The organism is Novosphingobium sp. (genome assembly GCF_049240505.1).
Classification (GTDB): Bacteria; Pseudomonadota; Alphaproteobacteria; order Sphingomonadales; family Sphingomonadaceae; genus Novosphingobium.
This window is the reverse complement of the sequence record NZ_JBMLSM010000012.1, coordinates 56,531-77,325: the sequence shown is the minus strand read 5'-3', so window position 1 is coordinate 77,325 and position 20,795 is coordinate 56,531. Positions and strand designations below refer to the sequence as shown.

The window sequence follows — 20,795 nt, the reverse complement described above, 5'->3', positions numbered from 1 at the left end:
GCAACTGGTTGGGGAACATCTCGCCCAGCATGACCCACATCACCGGGCCCCAGCTCATGTTGAAGAAGATCACATAGATATTGGCCGCGATCACCGCGATAAAGCCAAGCTGCTGGTCCATCTGCAAGGCACCGGCAGCATCCAGCGTTCCTTGCGAAAAGGCCCAGCTCATCGCGCCCAGCGCCAGCGTCATCCCGGCAGAGCCGATCAGCAGCAGCGGCTTGCGGCCGACCTTGTCCACCAGCGCCATCGTGATGAAGCACGCCGCGATGGAAACCAGCCCGGAAATGATGTTGCGCTCAAGCGCCGCCTTTTCCGAAACGCCCGCCAGCTTCCACAGCGTTTCGCCGTAATAGAAGATCACGTTGATCCCGACGAACTGCTGGAACAGCGCGATGATCAGGCCCGCCCACACGATCGGGCGCAGCACCGTGCCCGGTGCCAGCACATCGGCCAGACGCGGGCGATGGTCGGTGGCGAACGAAGCGCGGATATCGGCCACCTTGCGCGCCGCCTCCCCTTCTCCGAACAGCCGCGTCAGCACGGCCCGCGCTTCATCCTCGCGCCCGCTGCTGACAAGATAGCGCGGGCTTTCGGGAATGAACTGCAACGCCACAAGGAACACCACCGCAGGCACGGCCTGCGCCAGATACATCCAGCGCCACGCCGGGAACCCGGCAATCATGCCCAGCGAATCCCCCGCCTGCTGCGCCAGCACATAGTTGACGACGAATGCCAGCGTCAGCCCTGTGATGATCATCACCTGCTGTACGCTCGTCAGCCGACCCCGGATCGCCGCCGGGGCGACTTCGGAAATATAGGCAGGCGACAGCACGCTCGCCGCGCCTACCGCCATTCCGCCCAGAAAGCGGAACACCACGAACAGCGTGTGATTGCCGGTCAGCCCCTGCACCAGCGCGCCCACCAGAAACAGCACCGCCGCCAGCATCATGATCCGCTTGCGACCGAACCGGTCCGCCAGACGCCCGGCAAGAAACGCGCCCGCAGCACAGCCCGCCAGCAGTGACCCAACCGTGAAGCCCAGCCCGTTGTCATCCAGCGCAAACGCAGCTTTCAGCCCGGCCTGCGTGCCATTCACCGCGCCGCTGTCATACCCGAAAAGCAGGCCCCCGATCGTCGCCACCGCCACGATCGCGCCCACCAGCGCCATGTTCACCCGGTCCTGCTGGACGGTCGCCATATCCCTCTCCCGACGTGTTCTTGCTGCTCATCTGAAACTGAAGTTCGGTAAAAAAGTGATCGTCATCCTGAACTTGTTTCAGGATCCATTTCGCCGATCAAACTGCCGTTCTTGCGGATAGATGGACCCTGAGACAAGCTCAGGGTGACGAAAAGGAGAATGCTGTAAATCTTGCTTCTTCTGGTCCCGACATAGCCCCAACCGCTGCGCGCCGTCGATGACGGTGTTTACGTTCTCATAGCTATTCCTTACGCGATGATATCGCTACCACGGTTTGACAGCACGTCAAACCTTGCCAATCCCGCCCTGCCCCGTCAGGACCGATCCAACCGGAGGCTGCTATTCGATGAACGAGACGCGATCACGGCGGCGGCAGTCTGGCCGCCCCACGGTCAACGATGTGGCCCGCCTGGCGGAATGTTCACCGATGACCGTCAGCCGCGTGATCAACGGTGGCGGCAGCGTGCGCGAAGAAACGCGGCTTGCGGTCGAAGCCGCCATTCGCCAGCTCGATTACGCGCCCAATCGTGCGGCCCGCAGCCTCGCGGGCGCGGTTGGGCTGCGCATCGCGCTGCTCTATGCCAACCCCTCTGCCGCCTATCTCAGCGAACTGCTGATCGGTTGCATGGATGCGGCCAGCAGGCTCGACGCGCATCTCGTGGTCGAACGCTGCGACCCGGCAACCGATCCGGCCAAAGTTATCGCCCGCCTTGCCGCCAGCGCCATTGACGGCTTCCTCCTGCCCCCGCCGCTGTGTGAAGACGCCGCCCTGCTCGCCCGCATTGCCGAAGCGCGCCTGCCCGCCATGCTCATCGGCCCCGGCAAGGCCCAGCCGGGCCGCGCAGCGGTGATGATCGACGATACGCGCGCCGCACAGGCCATGACCCGGCACATCATTGCGCTCGGCCACCGGCGCATCGGCTTCATCATCGGCAACCCGCAGCAATCGGCCAGCGCCCTGCGCCTTTCGGGCTTCCGCAGTGCAATGGCAGATGCGGGCATAGCGGTGGACGAAGCGCTCATCCTGCAGGGCCAGTTCACCTACCGCTCCGGCCTTGATGCTGCGGCGCAGATGCTTGCCCTGCCCCAACGGCCCACCGCGATCTTCGCCGCGAACGACGATATGGCTGCAGGCTGCGTGGCCGCCGCGCACCGCTGCGGCGTGGATGTGCCGCGCGATCTGACCGTCTGCGGTTTTGACGATACGGCGCTGGCATCCACCATCTGGCCGGAATTGACGACGATCCGCCAGCCCATTCGCCAGATGGCCGAAGTGGCGCTGGACAGCCTTGTGCAAGGCATCCGCAACGCGCGAAACGGCATCCCCCCTTCCCCCAGCCACGTCACGCTGGATTACACGCTGATCAGCCGCGAATCCGACGCCGCGCCAAAGCCATAAAACCCACCCCAGCCCCTCCCGCTCATCCTGAGCTTGTCGAAGGACGGGAGTGGAGCGCCGGGTGGGCCTGCCAGGCCAGCCGCTTGCACACAAACCTGCCCAAAAAGGATGTGATCTCCGTCACGTAGTCGAAACATTGGCCACCTATCCGCCGCCCATCACAACAGGTGGGTTGCAATGAAAAAGATCTTTCTCTTCGGTTCCGCACTGACGACTTCGCTGATCATGTCGGCCAATGCTTTCGCACAGGAAGCAATGCCCGCACCTGCGGAAGACCAGAACCTTGACACAATTGTTGTCACCGCACAGAAATTCGAACAGAAACTGGTTGATGTTCCCATCACTATTTCTGCGGTTACCGGTGAACGCATCCGCGAACTGGGCGTGTCCGATCTTGATGAGCTTTCCGCCTATGTCCCCGGCCTGAACATTCAGGAACAGAGCGCCAACAATCCCGGCGTGGTGATCCGTGGCATCACGTCGGATTCCGGCTCGGCGCAGCAGGGTCCGCGCGTCACGCTCTATTACAACGGCGTCGATATCTCGCGTTCGCGTGGCAGCTATCAGGCGATCTACGATCTCGAACGGGTAGAAGTGATCAAGGGACCGCAGGCCACGCTGTTCGGCACCGCCTCTGCCGTGGGCGCAATCAGCATGGTGTCGAAGCGCCCCGAACCCGGCGTTTCGGCAATGGTCACCGGCGGTATCGGCAACTACAATCAGACCTTGCTCGGCGGCTTCCTCAATTCGGGCGATGAAAAGATCGCCGCGCGCATCGCCTTTGAATGGCGCACCCGCGATGGCTATGTCGAAAACCTCGCTGCGTCGCAGGACGAAGAACTTTACGCTCAGGACCAGCTCGGCCTGCGCCTTTCGGTGCGGTGGAAGCCTTCAGACCGCGTAACGGTTGACCTGATCGGCACTTATGATCGCCAGCGCAATGGCGGCACGCCGTTCGTTTCGGGCACGTATGCCACCGCGAGCGGCCCTGCCAATCCGTTCGGGGATGCCAATCTTGGCGGTTCGCCGCTTTCGGCCACGGCGCTGGGCAATTCGCAACTCGGCCTCAATCGCGATGTCTATGACGCGAACCTGACCGTCACGGCGGAACTGTCCGACGCCATCACCTTCACCACCGTCAACGGCTATCGCGATTTCGACAGCCGCGAAGTGTTCGATGCCGATGGCAGCTCGGCATGGTATCTCGAATTTGCCGAAAACGCCAAGGGCTGGCAGGCCAGCCACGAGGGCCGCTTCAGCTATCAGTCCAGCGCCATCCGTGCCTCGGCTGGCTGGAACGTGTTCAAGGAAGACAGCACGCAGGCTGTGCCCTTCAGTTCCGAAGAAGGCATTTTCCTGCAATGCGCGGCCAATGTGATCCCCGGCCTTGGCTGCATCAATGCGGCAGGCGTCGTCACCGCAGCGCAGGCCACGGCGCTTGCCACCGGGGGCCGCTTCACGCAGATCCCCTATTCGTCGGAATTCATCAACGGCGGTGAAAACACCGCGTACTCGGTGTTTGCCGACGCCACGTGGATGCCCTCCCCCGCGCTCGAAGTCACCGCTGGCGCGCGTTATGTGTGGGAAGATCGCACATCCACCTACTTCGCCCGCGTGCCGCGCCCGGTGCTGAACCCCACCGCAACATCGCTGGTCCCGGGGCAAGTCGACACGGGCGGACAGACCTTCCGCGCCAGCGGCAAATCCAACGCCTTCCTGCCGCGCTTCAACGTGCTGTATCGCCTGTCCGACCGCACCAATGTCTTCGCCACGATCTCGAAGGGCCGCCGCTCGCCGGTCGTCCAGCTTTCGGCGGCGCGGGTAAACGGCACGCCGCAGGCCAATCTGCAGAACGTGCCGGAAGAAAAGGTATGGAACTACGAAGTGGGCCTCAAGGGCGCAGCAGGCCCCGTCTCCGGCTCGATCGGCGTCTATTACCAGAAGTACGATGGCTTCCAGGTCAGCGTGCTGCAAAGCAATGGCACCACGATCACGCAAAGCGCGGGCACGGCCAGCAATCTGGGTGTCGAAGCCGAAGTGGCGATCAAGGCGTCCGACTGGCTGCAAGTCTTTGGCAACGTGGGCTATATCGATGGCGGGATTGACAAGGACAACACCTTCGCCCCCGCCTTCTCCGGCGCACGCTTTCGCCTTCAGCCCGAATGGCAGGCCGCAGGTGGCTTTACCATCAATGCCCCGGTGGCCGATGGCATTCGCGCCTTCATCACCCCCAGCATGACCTATCGCAGCAAGATCTTCTTCGAACTGCCCAACCGCGATCTGCTGAGCCAGGGGCCGGTCACGCTGGTCAACGTGCGCGGCGGCGTGTCGTTTGCTGACGGCCGTTACGAAATCTCGGCCTTCATGCGCAATGTGACCGACAAGGACTACCTGCTCGATGCCGGCAACACCGGTGGCGCGTTCGGCATTCCCACGTTCATCCCCGCCGAACCGCGCATGTTCGGCGCTGCTCTCACCGCGCGGTTTTGATCGTAACCGCCTTCGTCATTGCGAGCCTCACGCAAGTGGGGCGAAGCAATCCAGAGTTTCCGCAAACCGCACTGGATTGCTTCGTCAGTTACACCTCCTCGCAATGACGAAGCGATTGTGACAATCTGAACTGCATAAAACCCAAGGACTCCAGACCGATGACCCTTTCGATCAATCGCCGCAACCTGCTCGCCGCGTTCGGTGCGGGCACCGGCATCGGTCTGGCGCCTGCGGCCATCGCAGCGCCCTCGCTCAAGACCGCCGCATTCCGCCACGGCGTTGCCAGCGGCGATCCGGCGGCAGACGGCGCGGTGATCTGGACCCGCGCCACCATCGCCGAAGGCGCAAGCGGTGATGTGCCGCTGGACTGGCATGTTGCTTCCGCAGAGAACGGCAAGCCGCTGAAATCAGGAAAGATCACGGCCACCGCCGCTGCTGACCACACCGCCAAGATCGAAGTGTCCGGCCTCTCGCCCGCCACCGAATTCTGGTACTGGTTCCGCACCGCCGATGGCACCACCAGCCCCAAGGGCCGCTTCCGCACGCTGCCGGTGGGCAAGACGGACAAGATCGTCATCGCGCTCGCCTCGTGCCAGCTCTACCCCGGCGGGTTCTTCAATGCCTATGCCGATATGGCCACGCAGGAACGGCTCGATGCCGTGCTCCATCTGGGCGATTACATCTATGAATATGGCGCGGATGGCTATGGCGCAGATGTTGGCCGCAAGATCGGCCGTGTGCCCGATCCCGCGCATGAAATCGTCACGCTTTCCGACTACCGTCGCCGCCACGCGCAGGTAAAGGCTGATGCCCAGATGCAGGCCGCCCACGCCCGCGCTGCCTTCATCTGCGTGTGGGACGATCACGAAACCGCCAATGACGCATGGATCGGCGGCGCAGAGAACCACGATCCGGCCAAGGAAGGCGATTGGCGCGCGCGCAAAGCGGCGGCACTTCAGGCCTATTTCGAATGGATGCCGATCCGCGCCCCCAAACAGGGCAGCGATCCCGCAGCCATCTATCGCAGCTTCGAATTTGGCGATCTGGCCACGCTGGCGATGGTCGAAACCCGCCTCCTCGCCCGTTCCGAACAGATCGCCAGCAAAGGTGCCGCCCCCGATGCGGCGCAAGTGCAGGCCATGCTCGCCGCGCGGCAGGATACCTCGCGCGAAATGTTGGGCGCAGACCAGTTCGCGTGGCTGAAAGGCACCTTCGCCGCCTCGGTCAAAGCGGGCAAGCCGTGGCAGTTGCTGGGCAATCAGGTGGTCATGGCGCGCGTGCCGGGGCCGGATCTGCGCGCCGCGCTGGGCGATGAAAAGTTCGAAGCCATGCTCGGCAAGATGCCAGAGGCCTATCGCGGCATGATCGCCGCATCACAGGCCGCGTTCAAGGCGGGCCTGCCGTTCAACCTCGATGCGTGGGATGGCTACCCCCCTGCCCGCGAACGCCTTTACGCCATGCTGCGCGAAGTCGGTGCAAACCCCCTCGCCTTTGCCGGAGACAGCCACGCCGCATGGGCGAACGACCTGCACGACGACAGCGGCGCGCGCATCGGCAGCGAATTTGGCGCAACCGCCATCACCAGCCCCTCCTACGGCTCGCTCCTCCCCGGCCTCGGCCAGATCCTCGCCGCCCAAAGCCCCGAAGTCGCCTTCTGCGATCAGGACGCCAAGGGCTATACGATGGTCACGATAACGCCCGACGCCGCGATTGCCGATTTCGTCACCGTATCAACGGTTTACGCCCCACAATTCACACGCGGCACGGCAGCCCGCTATGAAGCGCGCAAGGGGGCGGCGCTGAAGGCCTTGGGCTAGGCCGTAAACTCATAAATGGCACCATCGAGGTTTGAGGTTTCAGGTTCTGCCGAACAGCCGCCGCTGCAACAGACTGGCAAGATCGCGGCGGCTGTCTGCCACCATCACAATAGTGGCATGATCGTCCGAGAGAAGGTAAACGATGCGATAGGGCCGCAGGGAGATTTGCCGCCATCCCGATTCCGCCAGCTCCCGCAGCTCAGGAACAATCGGCCCACTTTCCGGGTAATCGACAATGCGCTCCATCGCTCCAAGCAGACTGTTGAGCAGGGCCTCGGCCCCGTCCTCGCCATCTGGGCCACGCAGGGCGAGACGCTGTTCGTAAATGCCGGACAGATCATTTTCGGCATCATCCGAAATCGTGACGCGAACCACCTGTCAAACTTCCGATTTTCCTGAAGCCGCTGCTCTTGCTTTTGCCCTGATCCTGTCGCCCAGCCCTTCGATCGGCTTCACCCTGCCCGCAGCGATATCCTCTTTCGCCAGCGCCAGAATCTTCAGCAGCGCCAGCGTCTCCTGCGTCTGGTAGTAGTCTGCAGCATCCTGCAGGACGGCCTTGGCTTCACCATTCTGCGTGATGATCAGCGGCGGTGCGCCCTCGTTGAGCTCGCGGATCACTTCGGCGCTGTTGGCCTTGACGTAGCTGATCGGCTTGATGCGGCTTTCAAAGCCCATGCTTTCCTCCAACGAAAATCGAACCGAATATAGTCCGAATTTCCCTCATCGCCAAGCGCTCGCTACCCTCTGATTCGTCGAGCGCAGCTGCCGTCCCACCACAACATCTGGATGGCTGAACCTGTTGTGCCACAATATGCAGCACACCGCACAACAACACGCTTCCAATTGCGTGTTTGAAGGAAATACGCTATTTGTTCTGCGGAATACCTTCAAAAAGGCGCGCGATGTCTGATCCGAATTCAATTGTCAGCCAGATCGGCGATCTTGCCTCAGCGGGCGAGAAGATGATCGAGCGGCTTCGGCGCAAGGCCTTTCTGCCAGACAGCCGCAAGGGACTCAACGTCCGTGTCGGCATTGCCGAAGCCGCCCAGCTGCTCGGCTGCTCCACCAACCGCATCCGCATGGCCGAAGACGATGGCCGCCTGCCCCCTCCCCCATCGGGTGAAAACGGGCGGCGGCTTGGCTATTCGATGGAAGAGCTGATGCACATGCGCGAAGTGCTCGGCGCCTCCCCTGCCCGCGCTCCGCTCGATGTGCCCGCCATCATCGCGGTGCAGAATTTCAAGGGCGGCGTGGGCAAGAGCACCGTCACCACGCACCTCGCGCACTACTTTGCCGTGCAAGGCTATCGCGTGCTGGTGGTGGATTGCGACAGTCAGGCCACCACGACCACGCTGTTCGGCTTCAATCCGCATTTCAACATCACGCGCGACGAAACGCTCTATCCCTATCTCTCGATCGACCCGACGCAGACCGATCTGCTCTATGCGGTCAAGCGCACGCCCTGGCCCAATGTCGATCTGATCCCGTCGAACCTTGAACTGTTCGATGTGGAATACGAACTGGCCGCCGCCGGTGCCGATGGCCAATCGGTTCTTGCCGCGCGCTTCCGCAAGCTCAAGGCCGGGCTGATGGACATGGCACGCGATTATGATGTCGTGATCCTCGATCCGCCGCCCGCGCTCGGCACGATCTCGCTTGCCGTGATGCAGGCGGCCAACGCCCTGCTCGTGCCGCTCGCCGCCACCACGCCCGATTTCTGCTCCACGGTGCAGTTCCTGTCGATGATGGATCAGGTGATCGCCCAGCTGATCGAAGCCGGGATCGCTGTCGATTATTCCTTCGTCCGCCTGATCTGTTCCAAATTCGATGGCGGCGATCCCAGCCACGAAATGGTGCGCACGATCATGGAGCAGACCTTCGGCCCTGCGCTGCTCCCGGTCCCTATCCTCGAAAGCGCCGAAATCAGCCACGCCGCACTGCGAATGATGACGGTCTACGAACTCGAAAAGCCCATTGGCACCCCGCGCACACACAAGCGCTGCCGCGCCAACCTTGATGAAGCGATGGGCCAGATCGAACAACTGGTGCGCGCAGGCTGGGGCCGCGTTGCCCCGGCGCGTGAGGAGGATGTAATTCATGCGTGATGCACCCTCTTTCCTACAAAGATATGTTCACTTTATGTTCTGCGCCTGTGCAAGTGAGGTGACGTATGGCGCGTAAGCAATCGGATTATCTCGCCGCCCTGTTGGCGGATGAGGAAGCGGCTGAAACAAAAGCAGAAACGGAAGCGCAAGGCGCCGCCGAATCGCCCGCTGAAATCGAAGCCCCCTCTCCTGCCCCCGCACGCGCCGAACGGTTGCGCGGCACGACCCTACTGGGCCGCGAAAGCGCGCTGGCCCGTGTGGCCAGCGGCGAAGTGCGGCAGGTTACGCAGCTTCTGCTCGACCCGGCACGGGTGCGGGTGTGGAAGGGCAACGCCCGTTCCTATGAACACCTGTCGGAAGAATCCTGCCGCGAACTGATCGATTCATTGATCGCGGAAGGTGGGCAGAAAGTGCCTGCGGTGGTGCGCCGGATCGATGGCGATCCTGATCACGACTTTGAAGTCATTGCGGGCACGCGGCGGCACTGGTCGGTTTCGTGGCTGCGCGCCAACTCCTATCCGCAGATGCAGTTCGTGGCGCAAGTCGCCCAATTGGACGACGAAGCGGCGTTCCGCCTTGCCGATCTGGAAAACCGGGCGCGCAAGGATGTGTCGGATCTGGAGCGCGCGCGCAACTATGCAGCGGCACTGCGCGATCACTATGGCAGCCACCTGACGCGCATGGCCGAACGGCTGAAGCTGTCAAAAGGCTGGCTGTCGAAGATGCTCAAGGTCGCCAGCCTGCCCGATCAGGTGCTTGCCGCTTTCGCCAGCCCGGCTGACGTGCAGTTGAAGCCCGCCTATCCCTTGGCGCAGGCGCTGGACGATCGCAGCGCCGCCCCGGCAATCCTGCGCGAGGCGAAAGTTCTGGCCAAAGTGCAGGACGAACGCCGCCGCATGGGCGATCCGGCTATTCCGGCGAACGAAGTCATCGCCCGTCTTTTGAACGCGCGGGAGCGGGACAACGAACGCAGCGGGCCGGTTACCTATAACAGCGATTTTGATCGCCCTGCCCTCACCCTGCAATCGGTCAACCGGCAGGGCGTGACGCTGCGCCTGCATTCGGGATCGGGCATGAGCCTAGAGGAACTGGTCGAACTGGCACGGTGTGTGCTGGTCGATCTGGAAATCGAAGGCCGGGGTGTGCGTCGCTGATGATTTCAGGCGCGGCATCATTGTGGGCATCGCGTGTTTCCCCGGGGAAACAGAGCGCGGCGAAGTTCAGCGGAGCTAAACACATCCGCCCGTGTTTCCCCGGGGAAACACCGAATGGTGCCGCGCTCACGTCCCCCACGCTGGCCCCGCCTCGCCTCCACACATTTAGCTTCGCTCAACTTCGCCGCGCTCTGTTTCCCCGGGGAAACGTAGCGCAGCGAGGTTCAACGCAGTTAAACGGGCCGAAGGTGAGTTCAGCGGAGCTAAACACCGCATGAGCCGCATCCGCCCTGCCCCTGCTGTTCGGCCCGTCGCCTCGGGCGGCGAACAGTTCGAAATGTTTCTGCCCTACGTGGCCGACATGCCCTTGCGCGATCAGCGCGAGATGATGGAGCGCCCGTTCTTCAGCCTCGCCAAATCGAAGCGGGTCAAACCCATCGATTATACAAGCCCTGACGGCAAGCTGTGGGTCCACGTTTCGGCCAGCCCCGACTATGGCATGGCAACAATCTGGGATGCGGATATCCTGATCTATTGCGCCAGCGTGCTGGCCGACATGGGTCGGCGCGGCGTGAACGATGTGCCACGCAAGCTGCACCTGATGCCTTATGACCTGCTGCGCGCGATCGGCAGGCCGACCACGGGCCGCGCCTATGAATTGCTGGGGCAAGCGCTTGATCGGTTGGTGGCAACAACGATCAAGACCAATATTCGGGCCGAGAACAGGCGCGAGGCGACGTTTTCCTGGCTCGATGGCTGGACCCAGCTGGTTGACGAAAAGACCGAGCGTTCGCGCGGGATGACCATCGAGCTGTCCAACTGGTTCTGGGAAGGTGTGATGATGCAGGGCGGTGTCCTGTCGATCGACCGCGCCTATTTCGACATTACCGGCGGCCGCGAACGTTGGCTCTACAAGGTGGCGCGCAAACACGCGGGCGGGGCAGGGGAGGCGGGCTTTGCCATCTCGATGCCTGTACTGTTCGAAAAGTCGGGCGCAGAAGGCGAATATCGCCGGTTCAAGTTCGAGATACTGAAGCTGGCCGACAAGGACGCGTTGCCCGGCTACGGCCTGTCAGTGGAAACCGCCAAAGGCGGCGAACCCATGCTGCGGATGCGCCGGATCGATGGGAAGGATGGCGCAGAAGGCGTCCTTCGACAGGCTCAGGATGAGCGGGGAGGGGCGCGGAAGGTGTCAGCCTCCCCCCTTCCAGTCGGTGTTTCCCCGGGGAAACATAGCCAAGGCGAGTTCAGCGAAGCGAAATTCAGCGCGTCCAACGAGGCTACAACGGCGCTTCGGGAAATCAGACCATCGGGCGGTTTCGCAACGGCAGCAGAAACCGTCGATGCAAGCGCGCTGATCCGGCGCGCGGTGGCGGGATTGAGCGACAGCGCAACGCGCGGATTCATGGCGGACGACACGATCCAGCACTTGCGTGAAACCTGCCCCGGCTGGGACTTGCACGCGCTGCACGCCGAGTTCGAGCGCTGGGTCAATGCCGATCCAGCACGCCTGCCTGCCAACTGGCAGAAAGCCTTTATCGGCTTCGTGAAGCGTCACCACGAAAAGAACGGCCACACGCTGCGCCGCTGAGCGGCGTTGTGCGCTACTCCGCGGTCATCCGTATAACGTCTGCTTGTGCCGGTGATGCCGGGGCAGGGTGGAGTAGCCGCGCAACCGCTGATGCAAAGCGAACGCGCAGGCGAGGGGAGGGCCGTTGGCATCATCTGTCCTGCAAACATCGGCCCAAACACCGGACTTGCCCGCAGCAGGGCTGAGGCACCGGCAATCGGATTGCGTTCGCCAAATGTCGTGCTCCCGGATCGCCAGCGTTCCCGAAGTGTCGGGCGTGCTAAGCGCGATTTGCGATACCCATTTCAGCGCTGCGGCTTCTCCACAGAAATTGAACATCAAATCCAACACGCAGGGCGAAAGTGATTCAATATCCACAGGCCAACCCGATGATCGCACTCTCCATCGATACATCGGGAACGGCGTGACGCGGAGCTTCGACCTATCGGGAACGGGTGATCGACCTATCGGGAACAGAAGATCGAACTATCAGGAACGCAATCACGACATTCCGGGAACGGCTGTGATGTTGCGACTCGCCGCAAAAAGGCGAGTCGAGCCGCTTGGCAACTCGTCTAACTTATTTAACTGCCTATAAAGGCTTTCTAACGGGTATTTCTGAAGCTTCGCCTGAAGTTGGAAAAGGGGAGAAGGGAAGGGCGCAGCCTTACCCTGCCTTGTATTGCCGACAGAGCCTCGTCAGGACAGGTCGTGGGCGAAAGCTGCTGCGGACACGGGGTTCCATGAAAACGGCTCGTAAAGGCCGTTGGACCGAACCAGGTGATGCGCGGCGAGCTGACGGAGCAATTTGCCAGCGCCAGCCTTGGTAGCGGGTAGAGCGCGCGCAAGCTGGGAAGGGGTCAACTCGTTCAGGCCGGCGAGCAGCATCCACGCATTGCCAAGCCGGGAGTTGGAACGCTGCTGCGGGAATTCGACCGAGAACCGCCGCGCTGCCCGCCAAATGCTGTCCATATCGCCAATGGCGGCGTGCATCACATCCAGCAGATTTTCGCGCGCGCTGTTGCGCTGCGCATCGGGCGCAAGATCTGCGCGGAACAACCGCCGCCGAACGATCCCGGGGAAGGGCGGGGGAGCCTTGCACAAGCCGAACGCTTCGGGGCGAGTGAGGGCAAGCAGATTGATTGCCCAGCAAGGGCTGAGGGCCGTTGCGCCAAGAGCGTCGCGTTCGTCCCCGATTGAATACCGGTGGTGGTTGACGAGCGAGAGCAACCGCTCCAGCGGATCGGTCGGCAGAAGTCCGCTGTCGAGCGTTGTGGTTACCGCGTCGAGTTGCGCGATGCTGGCGTCGGCAATTTCGACCGATTGGCGAGCCTCTGCCGCAAGCGGTGCGATGGCGATTCGGCGCACGGTGTGAACTGCATCCCGCAGGGGCGAATTGCGAGAGGGCAAGGTCTGCAGGAGAAGCGCAAGGAAAGCGTCGCGTTCTGCGGCGCACTCGCTTCCGACAAGCCTGGCACCCATCGAAATTGCCCGGTCTTCCCGGTAGGTCTTCCATGCGCGTGCCAACTGCCGCAACGCAAAAGTTCTTTGCATTTCAGCGGTATACATCCCGCCCGAGCCAAGATGCGTGCGCACCATTGCATCAAGCTGGCCCCGTTTGAAGGCAATCGTCAAGGCGGTGGGATCGATAGCCATTTATAGCGCTGAGCCTATCTTTCGAGGTTCGACACGTCAAGCTAAGGGATACCTAAGTGGCATTTTGGTATCCTATCATGATGAGCGATACTTTCCCTCAATTATGCCGTTTGATGGATGATCCTTGAGGCGGCGGCGATCGTGTTCGGGGAGGGACGGGTGTCGTTTTCCCTAAACGGCCGGACTCCGCAAATCTCTGCCGTTTAGAGGCGCGGATTGCCCCGAAACCTCCGGATTCCTGACCTTGGACCGCAGGACTGACGCCGAAGATACCTCTAATGGCCCGCCGCCGCTGGGCGGTTGACTCCCGTCAAGTAACGATTTAATCGGTGATTAAATGTAATTGAACGGAGCGGATTGACGATGGAGCCGGTGCGCACTGGGGTGATCGGGGTGGGCAATATCAGCCCGGTCTACTTGAACGCCATTTCACGCTCACCAGCGCTGGAATTGTGCCGGCTCGCCTCGCGCAGCGCTGCCAGGGCCGAGCAAGCTGCCGCGCCATTCGGTGCCGCCGGATCCGATGTTGCCACCTTGCTGGCCGACGATTCGATCGAGATGGTGGTCAATCTCACTCCGGCGATCGCGCATGATGAACTGAACGCCGCGATCATCGCCGCTGGCAAGCACGTCTACACGGAAAAGCCCTTTGCCCTTTCGGCACAGGTCGCGAGCAAGCTTGCCGCAGCGGCGGTACGCAAGGGCGTGCTGATCGCCTCTGCCCCGGACACGCTATACGGCAGCGCTCATCAAGCAGCGCGCCGGGCCTTCGACAAGGGCTTGATCGGCCGGGAAGTGTTTGGCACGTCCTTCATCGGCTTGCCGGGGCTGGAATTGTTCCATCCCAATCCCGCCCAGTTCTACCAACCGGGCGGTGAGCCACCGCTCGACGTCGGGCCTTATTACATCGCGATGTGGATCAACCTGCTTGGACCGGTTCGCCGGGTTCATGCCGCATCGGGATCGGGGCAGGACCAGCGCGAGATTCGCCGCGGACCGCTGGCCGGTACGCGCTTTGACGTGGAGGTGGACAGCACCTTCAACGCGATCCTGGAGTTCGAGACCGCTTCGGTCAGCCTGATCCTCTCGCTCGACGTGATCGCGCCGTTGCTGCAGCCGGGCGAACTCTACGGCGCCGACGGCATCCTCTCGCTGGCAGACCCGATGTTCTTCAGTGGAGACATGGCATTGACGACTGCGGAAGCAGGGCGACAGCCGCTCGATATTGCCGGACTGGCTTTTTCAGAGGCCAACAGTCGCAATCATGTTGGTCAGCCCGTGGCCGATTATCGCGGCGTTGGTCTGGTCGATCTGGCGCTGGCCATAAGAACCGGTCGGCCGCACCGTACCGCGTCTGACTTCATCGTTCACTCGGTTGAAGTGATGGAAGCCATCGCGATTGCCGCACGCACGCATCATAGCGTCGTCCTGACCACCACCTGCAACCGTCCCGCGGTGCTCGATCAGGTCGCCGACGCGGATTTGATCGCGCTGACCGCTTCGCCCTTCGACGTTCTCCGGTCATGATGCCGACGTTCAAAGTCGAGGCTGGGGTCGCAGCCCAACTTCCCCTCATCACCATCACGCCGATTACCCGGCTCCCGAAAATCATATCCACTGGAGGCAAGCAATGACCACACAGACCTACGGCCGGCAAGGCGACGACTATATTCTTTCGCCCGAGCAGATCGACCAGTTTCATCGCGATGGCTACGTCACGTTGCGCGATGTGCTGAGCCAGGATGAACTGGCTGCCATCGAGCCCGAGTTCGAACGGTTCATCCGTGGCGAAGTCCCGGGCATGGACCGCGACTTCTGCGACATGTCGGGGCCTTACGATCGCAAGTTCGAAGACTTCAGTCTGGTCAACGCCGTCCTGCCGCGGCGTTACAAGCCAGATCTTGAAGGCAACATCTACGAAAGGCGCACCGCCTCGATCTCGCGTCAATTGATCGGCGAGAGCGCTACGCTTGACTACGACCAGTTTCTCGCAAAACGCCCGGCCAAGCCAGATGCCGTGTTCACCTGGCACCAGGATCTGGGCTACTGGCCGACCGGTACGCCCGAACCACTGACCGCCACCTGCAGTCTGGCGCTCGACGATGCCGACAGCGAGAACGGTTGCCTCAGGGTGGTGCCGGGCTCGCAGAAGAAAGGCTTGCGTCCGCATCGGCCCTTGATGGGCGAGGACCGCGACCAGTCGCACATCCTCAGTGTCGAGCTGACCGCCGACGATCCGGTGGTAGAGTTGCCGCTGAAGCGCGGCGACATCACCGTGCACGACGAGATGATCATTCACGGTTCGGGTGGCAACAGCTCGCCAAATCGCTGGCGGCGGACCTACATCACCGCGTTCCGAAGCAAGGCCTGCGTCGACTTTGAACGCTCGATCGGCTTCACCCATTCTCACAACGACACGATCAACTGGGAAACCCATCTCGGTTCGTTGATGGCCTGACGTCTGCCGTGGTACCCGGATTGAGCTTGCCGTTGGCGATTGTCGCCTGGTCGGCGGGGCACTCGATCCGGGCATTCTCGTCGCGCGGCAGCAAAGAGATGCGTGAAGCGAGTGGGCCAGACGTTTTCGATGCGGCCTGCTTTCCGCTGGTTCCATTTTCCAACCGGACCGCACTTTCGCCGAACCTGCCGGCGGTCGATCCACGCAATCTGGACTTGTAAGGGTTTTGTTCCAGTCACCCGCCTGTTGAAGAACGGAGCCTAGAGCGACCGAATCTTCACGTTGCGGAACATGATCTCGGCGCATTCGATCTGCAGCAGGATGCGACCCTTGCTGAGCCGCACATAGTGCGACCTGTCGGCCGAATCCTGGGATTGGAGCCCGTAAAGCGCGGTAATCAACCGTCCGTTGACGATGTGTGCAGCGCTGTCACCCTTGGCGATCAGTTCGACTGTGTTCCAACCGTCAAGATTGTCGAATACGCCTTCCGCCTTGATCATCTGGCGCAGGTTGCTGCCGGCGTTGATCTGGGGCGCGTACTGGTTGTTGAACGCAAAGTTGTTCGGCCAGGCGGGCAGTCCGCCCATTGAGATGGCCTGGATTGCCCGGTGATTGACCGGGATCGCATCGCCGGTGCTGTGTTCCATGATCTGGTATTCGACGCAGTCCGGCCACAGAAATTCGCGTCCGGGGGCCACATGATAAAGGATGCCGCTGTCGCGCTTCCAGTTCAGGCGAGGCTCATACCGGCGCGGACCCCACCTGTATTCGAGGCTGAGGTGGTAATTCTCATACTCCTGCGCGGTTGCGAGATAGCCCATGCCGGCAGCAGCGGGACCGTGATACCTGGGTCCGAGGATATGCAGCATTCCATGCTCGACAGCGACGGCGCCATCGCGATCCCGATCGCCCACGCCATCCTGGAAGAAGGTCCAGCCCGACAAATCCTTGCCGTTGAACAGCGGCTTCCAGCCTGCATCAGGAATGGCGCTTGCCGCAACCTTAGCCGCGGCAGGCATTGCCGTTGCCGCAAGGCTGGTCATTGCCAACATGGAAAGCGCATCGCGCCGGGTCGTCGTCATTGCAGGCCCCTCCTACCGGTCTAACCGACCGGTTTGCATTTTATCTAATCGGCGATTAAATAGAGCGCAAGCCATTAATGCTGTGCAACACCTGATTTGCTGCTTAGGGCAATCTAATCACTGGAAAGGTGTTCGATGATGGCGAAGCAGCCATACCACAAAGAGAATCTGCGGCGGGACCTGCTGGAGGCTGGGCGGGATTATGTCCGCGCGAACGGGCACCACGGGCTTTCCATTCGCAAGTTGGCACAGCAAGTTGGCGTTTCGCCCGGCGCGCCGTATCACCACTTCCCCGATCGCCGGTCATTCCTGTTGGCATTGGCTGTAGACAGCTTCGAGCAATTGGAGGAGCAGGCCGCCGATGATGCGGATTCTGGAATATCCACTCATCAAAGTGTAGCCGACCGTGCGAGGCAATTCGTCAGTTTTGCTCTCGAGAATCCGCACATGCTGGAACTCATGTATGAGAGCGAACTGACTCGGCCAGAACTTGACCCTCAACTCAGGACATTTCAGGAAAAGAGCCACACGGCAGGGACGGAGATCATCATGCAAAACATGCCTGGTCTCAGCGAGAAAGAAGCGGGCCTGCGAAATATGGGGCTTTGGACCTCGATTTACGGCCTCGTCTCGATGATCGCAAAAGGCATAATACGCCCATTCGGTGATGGCGATTACACGCTCGACGAAATTTGTGACTGGGTGGTAGACCGAGCCGCAAGGTCGGCTCTCGCACCCTGATAATGTGCGATCTTATCTCGTCTCGTGTTGCGATTGGGCTGCCAAGGTAGTGCCTGCGTCCTCAGCCCGCATCGGACCGCTTTCTAGTGTCAGGTCCTGACCCTAGATCGTGAAACGGATAATCTTACCCGAATGTTCGTCGGCAAGAGCTGGCTACCAAAGTCTGGCGGCGCGGTAGCAGCCGTAACAGCGGCCCTGGACGGCTTACCTGTTCCCCAACCACGATACGGCGCCTCAGCGCGCCAAGCCCGTTGCGCGAGCGGCGGCGCGCTTCCGCCAGTTCGACCTCACGAGCGGAACGGTGCGACCAGACACTGGCCGTGAATTTCGTTCGCTCCATGTCGTTGCGATTCACGAGATCGAACAGGGTCTTGATCGCATTGGGGTGTCGCTGGCCGAACAATCGGACGTCTGATCGAGGATCGCGCACGTGGCGGCGATCATTCACCGTCTGCCGGATTGGGCGATCCGCACCTGTCGATGCCATCGATCCGACTCTTTTGACAAAACAGGATTGCGCTAGAATACTACATATGTAGAATACGAACGTAGAAGCCGCAAAAGGCAAGCGGCGCTATCGGGGAGGATCACGTGCGCAAGTCTCTGTTTCTGACGTCTGCAATCTGGGTGGGGCTGTCTGCACCGGCGTTCGCTCAGGCCGGACAACTCGAGGCTCAAGGCGAAGCCCAAGCCAGCGATCAGGGCGGCATCGGCGAAATTGTGGTCACGGCCCAGCGCAAGGCGGAATCGCTGCAGGATGCTGCCATCGCGATCGACGCGGTGACGGGGGCGGACCTTGTTGCGCAGGGGGTGACCAATGCCCGCGACATCACGAAGATCGTGCCTTCGCTGACGATCGGCAACGGCGGCGGGCAGAACTCATCGTTGTTCCTGCGCGGTGTCGGCAACCGCACCAACAATGCCTACAACGATCCGGCCATCGCCATCACCTATGACGGCGTTTACGTTGCGCGGCCTGCCGCGCTGACCGGTGCTGCGTTCTATGATCTTGAGCGTGTGGAGGTTCTGAAAGGGCCGCAGGGCATCCTCTATGGCCGCAATGCCACCGGCGGGGCGATCAACATCCTGCCCGCCAAGCCGCAACTGGGTGAGCGCGCTGGCGGATTCTCGGTCAGCTATGGCAGCTATGACGCAGTAAACGCCAACGGCTATGTCAACATGCCGATAGGCGACAATCTGGCCGTGCGCATTGCCGCATCGCGTCAGGTTCAGGACGGCATCAACCGCGATGGCAGTGACGACCGTGACTTGTGGTCGGCCCGTGGCCAGATCCTGTTCGAACCCTATGATGGACTGTCGGTGCGGATCGGCGGCGATTATGCCAAGGTTGGCGGAGTAGGGCCGGGCAACCATTACCTCGGCTCGTTCGGTCCGGCGCCGACCTATGCCTTCATCCCAAGCCCGCTGGACCTTTATGAGGGCATGGGGACCGATGCAGCAAACGCCTATCGCACGACCCTGCGCGGGGCGCCGGGATTTGGCCTGCTGCGACCGCTGAACCAGAAAAACTATATCGATATGGAGTACTGGGGCCTCAACGGTGAACTGAACGCCGACACAGGTATTGGCACGTTCACGGTTATTGCGGCCTATCGCGCGGACAAGGGCGGATCGGCGTTCAACGGCCCGGCCTTCAATACCGCGATCAATATCGTCGATGACAGCCAGTTCACGCTGGAAGCGCGCCTTGCGGGCAATGTCGGCCCCGTCGACTATATCGTCGGCGGTTTTTACATGAAGGACGATGCTTACGCCAACAACGAGTTCAATCAGGAATTCGTCCTTCCGATCCAGAGCTACAACCATTCGACCAAGAGCTGGGCAGGGTTCGGCCAGCTGACGTTCAACGTCAGCGACCGGCTGCGACTGCTGGGTGGCCTGCGCTACACCAAGGACACCAAGCGGATGGACGGGTTGATCACCAACTTCATCACGTTCTGCGGTGCTGCGCCGCCAGCCAACCTGAACCCTGCCAACGGCGCAATCGCGCGCTGTTCGGGCGCGAATGATGCCACGGCGCTGCCGCGCTATCCGAATGCTCTTGATCCACGCGCCGCGCTGGACTGGCTGATTTCGAACAACTGGATCGCACCGTCATCAACGCTGCTGACCACGCCGGGCGCGCCGCGTGTGTTCCCGCTGCTGAATGGCCGTGGCGCGATTCAGCAGACCTACAGCCCCGTCAACGCCACGCGCGTGTTCGATCGCTGGACGTGGAAAGCCTCGGCCGAATTCGACGTGACGCCCGACAGCCTGCTCTACGCCACGTATGAAACCGGCTATCGCGCCGGGGGGATGCAGCTTGCCGAAGGGCATCCGACTTACGAGCCGGAATTCCTCGACAGCTTCACCGTGGGGTCGAAGAACCGGTTCTTCGACAACAAGGTCCAGCTCAATCTGGAAGCGTTCTGGTGGAAATACCGCGATCAACAGATCACGTACTTCACCGTGGATACTAGCGGCACCTTGGTCAATTCCAACGAGAACGCGGGGCGAGTGGACATCAAGGGCGTGGAAGCGGACCTGATCGTCAAGCCGATGCGCAATACCACGTTGTCGGGCAAGGTTGCCTATCTCGATTCCACGTACAAGGATCTGCATCTCTATACCGCTGCCCCGCGTGACAATCTGGGCTGTCCGTCCACCGCGGTAACCTATGGCAGCGCGCGCTATCCGGCGACTGCCGCCAATCCTGCGGGAACGCCGGTGCGTGCCGGTGGCCAGCAGGTGAAAGACTTCAACTGTTCGGGCAACCAGGGCGTGTTTGCGCCGAAGTGGACGGTCAATCTTGGCATAGAGCAGGTGGTGCCGGTCGGCGGCGCGGTTGAACTGGTTGGCCGGGTCGATACCGCATGGCGCGATTCCCAATGGGGCGGGTTCGAGTTTCTGGCCTTCGAACGCATTCCGGCCTACTGGACCACCGATGCCAGCCTGACCGTTCGCGATCCTGACGCCGGATGGTCGCTGAGCGTTTACGCGCTCAATCTGGAAAACAAGCGCCGCTATCTGTTCCCCCAGCAATCGCCCCTTGGCATGGCGGTGACGACGGTGGGCGCCCCGCGCACATGGGGCGCGCGATTGAGCGCGGATTTCTGAGGTGT

General features: G+C 61.7%; 16 protein-coding genes. 10 read left to right on the top strand and 6 right to left on the bottom strand.

What is annotated here, in order from left to right; all coding sequences use genetic code 11:
* Positions 1-1,201 (bottom strand): sugar porter family MFS transporter (locus tag ACOVQ0_RS01555; RefSeq protein ID WP_421879285.1); only part of this gene is annotated, 1,201 nt, incomplete at its 3' end.
* Positions 1,202-1,547: 346 nt separating this feature from the next.
* On the opposite strand from ACOVQ0_RS01555, the gene ACOVQ0_RS01550 reads away from it, so the two are divergent.
* The 3 genes from ACOVQ0_RS01550 (at position 1,548) to ACOVQ0_RS01540 (ending at position 6,907) form a co-directional block, all read left to right on the top strand.
* The gene (locus ACOVQ0_RS01550) at positions 1,548-2,600 is read left to right on the top strand and encodes a LacI family DNA-binding transcriptional regulator (RefSeq protein WP_421879282.1); all 1,053 of its coding nucleotides are present in this window, start codon (positions 1,548-1,550) and stop codon (positions 2,598-2,600) included.
* A 177-nt stretch (positions 2,601-2,777) separates the two neighbouring features.
* Positions 2,778-5,090: a TonB-dependent receptor gene (locus ACOVQ0_RS01545; RefSeq protein WP_421879279.1), complete on the top strand. Its 2,313-nt coding sequence runs from the start codon at positions 2,778-2,780 to the stop codon at positions 5,088-5,090.
* A gap of 158 nt (positions 5,091-5,248) precedes the next feature.
* Positions 5,249-6,907, top strand: a complete 1,659-nt coding sequence (locus tag ACOVQ0_RS01540; protein WP_421879276.1) for an alkaline phosphatase D family protein — start codon at positions 5,249-5,251, stop codon at positions 6,905-6,907.
* Positions 6,908-6,946: 39 nt separating this feature from the next.
* Here the strand turns inward: ACOVQ0_RS01540 and ACOVQ0_RS01535 are convergent, their stop codons facing one another.
* Both ACOVQ0_RS01535 and ACOVQ0_RS01530 read right to left on the bottom strand, forming a co-directional pair.
* Positions 6,947-7,282 (bottom strand): type II toxin-antitoxin system RelE/ParE family toxin, encoded by a 336-nt coding sequence (locus ACOVQ0_RS01535; protein WP_421879273.1) that lies wholly within the window; start codon positions 7,280-7,282, stop codon positions 6,947-6,949.
* Between the two features lie 3 nt (positions 7,283-7,285).
* Positions 7,286-7,582: a type II toxin-antitoxin system Phd/YefM family antitoxin gene (locus tag ACOVQ0_RS01530; RefSeq protein WP_421879269.1), complete on the bottom strand. Its 297-nt coding sequence runs from the start codon at positions 7,580-7,582 to the stop codon at positions 7,286-7,288.
* A 227-nt stretch (positions 7,583-7,809) separates the two neighbouring features.
* On the opposite strand from ACOVQ0_RS01530, the gene ACOVQ0_RS01525 reads away from it, so the two are divergent.
* The 3 genes from ACOVQ0_RS01525 (at position 7,810) to ACOVQ0_RS01515 (ending at position 11,757) form a co-directional block, all read left to right on the top strand.
* Positions 7,810-9,012 (top strand): AAA family ATPase, encoded by a 1,203-nt coding sequence (locus tag ACOVQ0_RS01525; RefSeq protein ID WP_421879266.1) that lies wholly within the window; start codon positions 7,810-7,812, stop codon positions 9,010-9,012.
* Positions 9,013-9,077: 65 nt separating this feature from the next.
* On the top strand, positions 9,078-10,166 hold the full coding sequence (locus tag ACOVQ0_RS01520) for a ParB/RepB/Spo0J family partition protein (RefSeq protein ID WP_421879263.1): 1,089 nt from the start codon (positions 9,078-9,080) through the stop codon (positions 10,164-10,166).
* Positions 10,167-10,440: 274 nt separating this feature from the next.
* Positions 10,441-11,757: a replication initiator protein A gene (locus tag ACOVQ0_RS01515; RefSeq protein ID WP_421879260.1), complete on the top strand. Its 1,317-nt coding sequence runs from the start codon at positions 10,441-10,443 to the stop codon at positions 11,755-11,757.
* A gap of 678 nt (positions 11,758-12,435) precedes the next feature.
* On the opposite strand, the gene ACOVQ0_RS01510 is transcribed toward ACOVQ0_RS01515, so the two are convergent.
* Positions 12,436-13,392: a hypothetical protein gene (locus tag ACOVQ0_RS01510; protein WP_421879257.1), complete on the bottom strand. Its 957-nt coding sequence runs from the start codon at positions 13,390-13,392 to the stop codon at positions 12,436-12,438.
* A gap of 363 nt (positions 13,393-13,755) precedes the next feature.
* Here ACOVQ0_RS01510 and ACOVQ0_RS01505 point away from each other — a divergent pair, with 363 nt between their 5' ends.
* Both ACOVQ0_RS01505 and ACOVQ0_RS01500 read left to right on the top strand, forming a co-directional pair.
* Positions 13,756-14,919: a Gfo/Idh/MocA family protein gene (locus tag ACOVQ0_RS01505; RefSeq protein ID WP_421879253.1), complete on the top strand. Its 1,164-nt coding sequence runs from the start codon at positions 13,756-13,758 to the stop codon at positions 14,917-14,919.
* Positions 14,920-15,022: 103 nt separating this feature from the next.
* Positions 15,023-15,850, top strand: coding sequence for a phytanoyl-CoA dioxygenase family protein (locus ACOVQ0_RS01500; RefSeq protein ID WP_421879250.1), 828 nt, complete (start codon positions 15,023-15,025; stop codon positions 15,848-15,850).
* A gap of 260 nt (positions 15,851-16,110) precedes the next feature.
* Here the strand turns inward: ACOVQ0_RS01500 and ACOVQ0_RS01495 are convergent, their stop codons facing one another.
* Positions 16,111-16,932 carry a 3-keto-disaccharide hydrolase gene (locus ACOVQ0_RS01495; protein ID WP_421879247.1) on the bottom strand — a complete coding sequence of 274 codons (822 nt, stop codon included), beginning with the start codon at positions 16,930-16,932 and terminating at the stop codon, positions 16,111-16,113.
* Between the two features lie 135 nt (positions 16,933-17,067).
* Here ACOVQ0_RS01495 and ACOVQ0_RS01490 point away from each other — a divergent pair, with 135 nt between their 5' ends.
* Positions 17,068-17,673: a TetR/AcrR family transcriptional regulator gene (locus ACOVQ0_RS01490; RefSeq protein WP_421879244.1), complete on the top strand. Its 606-nt coding sequence runs from the start codon at positions 17,068-17,070 to the stop codon at positions 17,671-17,673.
* Positions 17,674-17,797: 124 nt separating this feature from the next.
* Here the strand turns inward: ACOVQ0_RS01490 and ACOVQ0_RS01485 are convergent, their stop codons facing one another.
* Complete coding sequence (locus ACOVQ0_RS01485) at positions 17,798-18,160, bottom strand: hypothetical protein (RefSeq protein ID WP_421879241.1); 363 nt, start codon at positions 18,158-18,160, stop codon at positions 17,798-17,800.
* Positions 18,161-18,264: 104 nt separating this feature from the next.
* Here ACOVQ0_RS01485 and ACOVQ0_RS01480 point away from each other — a divergent pair, with 104 nt between their 5' ends.
* Positions 18,265-20,790 (top strand): TonB-dependent receptor, encoded by a 2,526-nt coding sequence (locus tag ACOVQ0_RS01480; protein ID WP_421879238.1) that lies wholly within the window; start codon positions 18,265-18,267, stop codon positions 20,788-20,790.
* Positions 20,791-20,795 lie beyond the last annotated feature (5 nt).

Coding starts and splice junctions, on each gene's coding strand:
- ACOVQ0_RS01545 (WP_421879279.1), top strand. CDS start 2,778: ATGAAAAAGATCTTTCTCTTCGGTTCCGCACTGACGACTTCGCTGATC.
- ACOVQ0_RS01495 (WP_421879247.1), bottom strand. CDS start 16,932: ATGACGACGACCCGGCGCGATGCGCTTTCCATGTTGGCAATGACCAGC.
- ACOVQ0_RS01515 (WP_421879260.1), top strand. CDS start 10,441: ATGAGCCGCATCCGCCCTGCCCCTGCTGTTCGGCCCGTCGCCTCGGGC.
- ACOVQ0_RS01500 (WP_421879250.1), top strand. CDS start 15,023: ATGACCACACAGACCTACGGCCGGCAAGGCGACGACTATATTCTTTCG.
- ACOVQ0_RS01490 (WP_421879244.1), top strand. CDS start 17,068: ATGATGGCGAAGCAGCCATACCACAAAGAGAATCTGCGGCGGGACCTG.
- ACOVQ0_RS01525 (WP_421879266.1), top strand. CDS start 7,810: ATGTCTGATCCGAATTCAATTGTCAGCCAGATCGGCGATCTTGCCTCA.
- ACOVQ0_RS01530 (WP_421879269.1), bottom strand. CDS start 7,582: ATGGGCTTTGAAAGCCGCATCAAGCCGATCAGCTACGTCAAGGCCAAC.
- ACOVQ0_RS01550 (WP_421879282.1), top strand. CDS start 1,548: ATGAACGAGACGCGATCACGGCGGCGGCAGTCTGGCCGCCCCACGGTC.
- ACOVQ0_RS01540 (WP_421879276.1), top strand. CDS start 5,249: ATGACCCTTTCGATCAATCGCCGCAACCTGCTCGCCGCGTTCGGTGCG.
- ACOVQ0_RS01510 (WP_421879257.1), bottom strand. CDS start 13,392: ATGGCTATCGATCCCACCGCCTTGACGATTGCCTTCAAACGGGGCCAG.
- ACOVQ0_RS01520 (WP_421879263.1), top strand. CDS start 9,078: ATGGCGCGTAAGCAATCGGATTATCTCGCCGCCCTGTTGGCGGATGAG.
- ACOVQ0_RS01485 (WP_421879241.1), bottom strand. CDS start 18,160: ATGGCATCGACAGGTGCGGATCGCCCAATCCGGCAGACGGTGAATGAT.
- ACOVQ0_RS01505 (WP_421879253.1), top strand. CDS start 13,756: ATGGAGCCGGTGCGCACTGGGGTGATCGGGGTGGGCAATATCAGCCCG.